We start from the raw sequence: 4,064 nt of genomic DNA, 5'->3' as shown, positions 1-4,064 counted from the left end.
GCGGATCCGCGTTCCGTCCGCCGCGATTCGGGCCGCCGGGCCGGTCGCCGAGGTTGTCGACGCCGTCGCCGACCGCCGGATGTTCCCCTTCGACCGCCAGATGGCGACGCTCGCGACCCAGCGGTTGTTTTACAGCTCGCGGAAGGCGAGCGAGGAGTTGGGCTACGAGTACCGGCCGCTCGAGGCGCACGTGCCCGAAGCGATGGAGTGGTACGAGGCGGAAGTCCAGTAGTTATTGGACTGTATCCGATCGGCTGCGGGCGAACCGGTGATGGAACGTTTTCCGCGTAGCTCGACTCGCTGGAACGGCTGAACGATCGTAATTTGCGGTTCGCACTTGAGAGCGGAAAGTCGGAGTAGAATTATTCTTCGCCCGCCCGTCGACACAAAGCCGACGACTGGCTCGCTGATCGAGCGGAGTCGGCGTTGCGCTCGAACCTGACACCGAAGACTATCGTAGTCACTGAAAGGCAATGCACATCTGATCGTATGACAGCGATGCGATCAGCGTGTAACTCGTTTCAGTGACTACTATAGAACGACTCTTCGGCCGTCACTCGACCCGTGCCGCTCCTTGCACGCGCCGTTTCTCCCTGTCGTCTTCGGTCTCGATGACCTTCCCCGCGACCTCCTCGTAGATCGCCAGCATCCGATCGGCCGTTCGATCGATGCTCACCTCGCGGGCGGCCTCGCGGCCGTTCGATCGCTCGCCGGATTCGAGAACGTCGATGAGCCCCCGGACGAGTTCCTCGTCGCTCGAGGCGACGCGGGAGGGCTCGACCCCAGTCAGTCGCTCTCGGACGTCGCCCACGTCGACGGCGACGACGGGGAGGTTGCAGGCCAGGGCCTCCTTCACCGAGTTGGGCGACCCCTCGCTATGAGAGGTCAACAGGAGCGCGTCGGCGGCGTTCATGTAGTCCGGCACCGCATCGTGATCGACGCCGGAGACGGTCCGGAGTCGCACGGGTCGCTCGAGGAGGTTGTCGGCCACGGTTACCACGCGCTCGGCCCGCGGATAGTTTTTCACTCCGCGCGCGGGCGAGTAGGGAAAGAGTACCTCGTACGCCGCATCGTCGTCGTCCCAGCCGACCCGCGCTCTGGCCCTGTCCTGGGTCGCCGGCCGAAACGTCTCGAGGTCGACGCCGTCGGGGATCACCCGACAGTCGCGACCGAGTTCCGCGCGCATCTCCTCGGACATGACGACGACCTCGTCGCAAAACGGCGCGGACGCCCGGCTGACGGGTGCGACCGGCCCGTGGACGTCCGATCCCCACAGCGAGAGAACGACCGGCTTGCGGAGCTGCGCGAGCGCTATCGGCCCTGTCAATCCGTAGTGGGCGTGGATCAGATCGTAGCCGTTTCCCGCTTCCCGAATGAGTTCCGGAACCGTCCGAATGTAATCCACCGGACTCCGGTCAGTGTCGGCGTCGATCTCACCGGCCACCGACATGGTCGAAAACGAGACGCCGCGCTCCTCGAGCGCGTCCATCTGCTGGACCATGAACGGGGCGTCGGCGTACGCAGTGAGCGTGAGGACGTCCATCGAGTACCGGACGAAACGGGCCGAAACCGTTTTGTTAACCGCTCGACCCACGCGAGTTTTTCTTCACGTACATCTAGATGTGGGAGTGGTATACGGTGGCTTCCGGTCGGAGTCCCCCGTAGTGATGGTATTACAAAGGGTCGAGATGGGGTAGCTACCATCGATGCGGATCCTCGTCTTGGCGAATACGCCAGCTCACGTCCATCTGTATCGACACGCCGTCGACCGCCTCGAGCGAGCGGGCCACGACGTGCTCGTGCTCACTCGGCAGTACGCCTGTACGACCGACCTACTCGACTATTTCGACATGCCGTACCGGGTGTACGGCAATCACGAAACGGAGCGGTACTCGAAACTGGGGTTCGCCCGCGAGTTAGGTGGCCAGTTCCTCACGATCGCGACCGAATCGATCCGGTTCGGTCCCGACGTGATCTTCGGCAGGGGACCCTACGCCGCCGCTGCCGGCACGCTGACGAGAACCCCGGTCGTGCTCGTCCTCGACGACGAGCCAGGTGACTTCAACCACACCGTTTCCCGGCCGTTCGCCGATTGCATTCTCTCCCCGGCGGTGACGCGCCGCGATCTCGGCGACGCCCACTACACCTTCGACGGCTTCAAGGAGTGCGCCTATCTCCACCCCGACGTCTTCGAGCCGAACGCCGACGTTCGAGAGTTCCTCGGCGTGGCTCCGGACGAACCGTACGTACTCGTCCGGTTCAACGCTCTCGACGCCCTTCACGACGCCGATCTCGAGGGATTCCGTCCCGAACAGCGACGCGACCTGATCGAACGCCTCAGCGAGGAGGTGACCGTTTTCGTCTCCGACGAGGGCGACGAGATGGACCTCCGGGACCTCCCCGCGCGGGCGTACGACCTCCACCCCGCGCTGATCCACGACGCGATGGCCGAGGCCTCGCTCCTGGTCGCCGACACCGGGACGATGGTCAACGAGGCCGCACTGCTCGGCACGCCCGCCTTTCGTTACCGCGGCACCGACCGTCACGAGTACGGCGAGTTCCAGGAACTCGAGCGCGCCGGCCTCGCCGAGCAGTTCGACACGTACGACGCGGTCTGCGAGCGGTCTCTCGAGATCCTCGCCGACGACGAGGCCGACGAGCGCTGGCAGCGGCGGCGACGGGAGTATGTCGGCGATCTCGTGAACCTCACCGATCTGCTCGTCGACGTCGCTCGGTCTCGGGGGACGGTCGACCGTCTCGATCGGTCGTCGAAACGAGTGTTACAGCCGCGATCGCAGACGATGTGACGTTGATGGCGATCCTGTATGATGTGACGCTGATAGCGATCCGATCCTGTATGATTCATACGTCAACTTATAACGTAATCACTGCTACCGCGGCGGGTACTCGGCGAAGATAGTATCGTCCAGTTCACGAAACGCTTATACCTATCTCTGGAATAGAGCCGACAACCCTGTTCTATGAGTCTCTCCACACTCCTTAGTGAACTGTTCTCCGAGTCCGAGACTACCACGGACACTCCAGATACTGCTGCGCAAAGCGGTGATGGCGTCCGATCGGTTACGGTCGTTCACGAATGTCGTGACTGCGGAACGAACGTCTCGGCCGGAACCACTGAGTGTCCGACCTGCGAGAGCGATGCGATCGTGACTCACTCGATCGATTGAGCCGGCGGTCGATCGTCGCGATCGGCCGCCGGCTCGGTCGTCGCGTCGCGTTCGTCACACGGAACCTCGAGTTCCTCGTTCGCCTCGGCGTCGAGCTGGATGGCGCTGCCGAGCGAGACGAGTCCGAGCAGGATCGCGGCGAACGAGGTGAGACCGGCCGTCGCGGCCTCGTTACCGCGTGCGACGCGAACGAGCGATCCACCGACTCCCGCCAGTCCGCCGGCCAGCCCCACGGAGCCGACGGCGTAGTGGACGACGGCCGGGTTGAACGATCGGACCACGTACCGCGTTTTCAGCCGCCAGCAGAAGCTTCGGAGTAACAGCAGGGAGACGTACCGGATGAAGGGGACGTACCGAATGCTGCTCTCCTCGTCGCCGTAGACCGCCGTCATGGGTACGTCCGCGACCCGACAGCCCGCGACGTTGAGGTGTGTCAGGAGGTGGTTCAGAAAGCCGTACTGGTCGGTGACTGCCTCGAGATCGAGTCGCTCGATCGCGTCCCGCGAGATGGCGGTGTACCCGTTTTGCGGGTCGCCGATCGACCAGTAGCCCGACGCGAACTTCGAAAGTCCGGTGAGGATCGCGTTCCCGACGAACCGGAACGTCGACATGTCCTCGCGGTCTTCGGGTCGAAGCAGCCGATTCCCCTTGGCGTAATCGGCCTCGCCGGTCACGACGGGATCGATGATTCGATCGAGGATCGCGGGGTCCATCTGGCCGTCGCCGTTCATGACGGCGACGACGTCCATTCCCTCCTCCGTCGCGCGGCGGTAGCCGGTCTTGACCGCCGCGCCGTAGCCGCTGTTTTCCTCGTGACGGATCGGCACGACGCGTCGGTCGTCGCCGCCGTCGGCCACCGTGACCGCCGGTTCGGTC

The 4,064-nt window shown here is 64.1% G+C and carries 4 protein-coding genes and 1 pseudogene; 3 read left to right on the top strand and 2 right to left on the bottom strand.

All coding sequences use genetic code 11. From position 1 onward, the window contains the following. A pseudogene (locus PGX04_RS26650) lies at positions 1–232 on the top strand (NAD-dependent epimerase/dehydratase family protein); the annotation flags it as partial. A gap of 321 nt (positions 233–553) precedes the next feature. Here the strand turns inward: PGX04_RS26650 and PGX04_RS26645 are convergent. Beyond that, positions 554–1,543, bottom strand: a complete 990-nt coding sequence (locus PGX04_RS26645; RefSeq protein WP_273741251.1) for a glycosyltransferase — start codon at positions 1,541–1,543, stop codon at positions 554–556. 163 nt (positions 1,544–1,706) lie between these two features. Between PGX04_RS26645 and PGX04_RS26640 the strand changes: the two genes are divergently transcribed. Next, on the top strand, positions 1,707–2,807 hold the full coding sequence (locus PGX04_RS26640; protein WP_273741250.1) for a DUF354 domain-containing protein: 1,101 nt from the start codon (positions 1,707–1,709) through the stop codon (positions 2,805–2,807). A 174-nt stretch (positions 2,808–2,981) separates the two neighbouring features. Next, on the top strand, positions 2,982–3,188 hold the full coding sequence (locus PGX04_RS26635) for a hypothetical protein (protein ID WP_273741249.1): 207 nt from the start codon (positions 2,982–2,984) through the stop codon (positions 3,186–3,188). Here the strand turns inward: PGX04_RS26635 and PGX04_RS26630 are convergent. Then, positions 3,173–4,064, bottom strand: an 892-nt coding sequence (locus tag PGX04_RS26630) for a glycosyltransferase family 2 protein (RefSeq protein WP_273741248.1), incomplete at its 5' end; no start/stop codon positions are given. The two genes, PGX04_RS26635 and PGX04_RS26630, sit on opposite strands and share 16 nt — an antisense overlap.

It is taken from the genome of Natrinema soli (assembly GCF_028618695.1).
This window is presented reverse-complemented; position numbering and strand designations above follow the sequence as displayed.

Coding starts and splice junctions, on each gene's coding strand:
- PGX04_RS26645 (WP_273741251.1), bottom strand. CDS start 1,543: ATGGACGTCCTCACGCTCACTGCGTACGCCGACGCCCCGTTCATGGTC.
- PGX04_RS26640 (WP_273741250.1), top strand. CDS start 1,707: ATGCGGATCCTCGTCTTGGCGAATACGCCAGCTCACGTCCATCTGTAT.
- PGX04_RS26635 (WP_273741249.1), top strand. CDS start 2,982: ATGAGTCTCTCCACACTCCTTAGTGAACTGTTCTCCGAGTCCGAGACT.